Annotated in this window: 1 protein-coding gene and 1 pseudogene; both read left to right on the top strand. The window is 33.3% G+C overall.

Features of this window, described 5'->3' with window-relative positions; all coding sequences use genetic code 11:
• Positions 1 to 1,482 (top strand): annotated as a pseudogene (locus tag FTV14_RS15825) (hypothetical protein); the annotation flags it as partial.
• The gene (locus tag FTV14_RS15820; RefSeq protein ID WP_179989170.1) at positions 1,472 to 1,990 is read left to right on the top strand and encodes a hypothetical protein; all 519 of its coding nucleotides are present in this window, start codon (positions 1,472 to 1,474) and stop codon (positions 1,988 to 1,990) included. The pseudogene FTV14_RS15825 and the gene FTV14_RS15820, both read left to right, overlap by 11 nt.
• The last annotated feature ends 115 nt before the right edge of the window (positions 1,991 to 2,105 follow it).

Below are 2,105 nucleotides of genomic sequence, written 5' to 3'. Positions count from 1 at the left end.
GCTTTTAACTTCGGTTATTTATGGGAGGATTACCATACCACCAACCGTGATATCAACAATACCCAAGAAATTACTCGTGATCAGACCACAGGTATGCTGGATGGTTCAGTAACGATTGATCATCGATTACTGACAGAAGCTGGACGACAGGAGATTATTCAAGAACAGAAGGATTTGCCAGAGAATTTCCGTCAAAGTGCAGAAAATTTAGCACAAGCCTTACCAGCGGGTGAGTATAAAGATAAGGCTTTACAAACACTAAATAATATTCAGGCAAGGCTTTACAATTTACCAAGTGAATATAAAGAAACGGGTGTAGTTGGTGACAAAGTTGCAAGTGAATTGCTCAAACGAGGGATAGAGCCAAAAGAAGTTGAAGCTTTATTTTCTAAATTAGATTTTTTCTATGCAGCAAAAGAGTTTAGTGAAATTCAGAGTCAACTAGATACATTAGCTCAATCTGGTGTTGATTTAGAAACGATTTTTAAACAACCTAAAATAGGCGTAAATGAACAAGAAGTAATTTATGCGAAAGGAACTGACATTGAGACAAAAGTTACGACCCAAACCACAGTTGGTATGACGATATTAAGCAATATTGCTGATTTAGGAAATAATATAAAGCAGATTAGTGAAGATACTGGAGTTGATTTAGGTACTGTTCAACTTGCGGTAGGACTAATGATTTCAGGCCCAGTCCGTTTAGCAATTGAGACAGGAAAATCTTTAGCTTTAGATAGTGCGGTAGGAGCTGAAATAGCTCAAGGATTTGATGCGCTGGCGACATCATTAACTGCCGCCGCTCATGTTACCAATTCAAATACGATTAATAATTGGACTAATTCAGAGAAAGTTAAAGAAATTGAAGCCTCAACATCTGAAAATAAATTAGATGAATTGAAATTTGCAAATGAAATTGAAAAAAATAAACAAGGTGCAGAATATTTAATTAATGCTGTGGCTGGAGTTGTAGGTGCTGGAGTAGGTAAAGGTGTCACTAAGGGGAAAGATGCTGATATTGAAATAAATCAAAAGCAATCTCTTGATGTGGGATGGGTTGATAATTATGGAAATCAAAAGAAAGTCACTGGAGATGGAACCGTGGCTAGAGATCATCAGCCGTCTAAAGCTGCATTATTAAAGAGAGCTGAAGACTTAAAGGAAGCGCCCTTAACTCAAGCAGAGAAAAATCGTATTATTAATGAAGGAATGAGTGTAACTGTACCAAATGAGGTGCATGCCGCAGGTCCAACCTATGCAGGAAAAAATAATAAAGGACTCATTGAAAATGATGCAAATGATTTACAAGCAGCACAAATTAGGGATTCTGAGGCAATGATAGATAATGCAAAAAAATTAACGCCTGAGTACGTTACAAAGTTGCAAGAAGCATGTACTACATTGAGCTGTAAAAATAATGCTGATTATGATAAATTTTTGAAAAATATTATGGATGAGGAGGCGAGAAAGAATGACAAATAAGTTTATTGATCATTTAATATCACTGTTGGGTAAGTCAAATATTGATGAAAAATTAGTTGATTTTTTTGTTAAAAATCAATTTGTGAAAAGTCAAGAGGAAATTAAATTACCAATTTATGATGAAGATGGTGATTTATTGGATGAGTATAATTTTTATATTAGTAAATATGATGAGGGATTGGGTTTTATATTTACTGATGAGTCTTTTTATTTAAATCAGGAGGACAAACCCATAACTGGTGAAAAAATATACTTAACGACTATATTTTTTTATAATGATGGTGTGGAAGGCTTTTCTCAATATAAACAAGAACTGCCATTTAATTTAAAATTTTCAATGAATAAAGCTGAAATTGAAAATATGTTAGGAGTGCCATTATTTATTAAGAATGATGATGGCGTGGTTAGAAGCCAAAAATGGAAAATTGAAGATATTCCATTTACAATATATATTTCATATAACAATATAGGTGAGATTAGATATATTTCATTAAGTATTCCTTACTGATTTAGTTAAAGTCGTTCCTACCCTATTTTGAATAAAAAAGCGGTTCTTTATTTAAAATGGAGCTACATTAATAGTTTTTAAGGTAATCCTTCAATAAATAACCGAAGTTAAAAGT

Source organism: Acinetobacter sp. YH12236 (assembly GCF_013417645.1).
Taxonomy (GTDB): domain Bacteria; phylum Pseudomonadota; class Gammaproteobacteria; order Pseudomonadales; family Moraxellaceae; genus Acinetobacter.
This window is presented reverse-complemented; position numbering and strand designations above follow the sequence as displayed.

Bases quoted from the DNA above. Each gene is read 5' to 3' on its own strand.
- FTV14_RS15820 (WP_179989170.1), top strand. From the start codon at position 1,472: ATGACAAATAAGTTTATTGATCATTTAATATCACTGTTGGGTAAGTCA.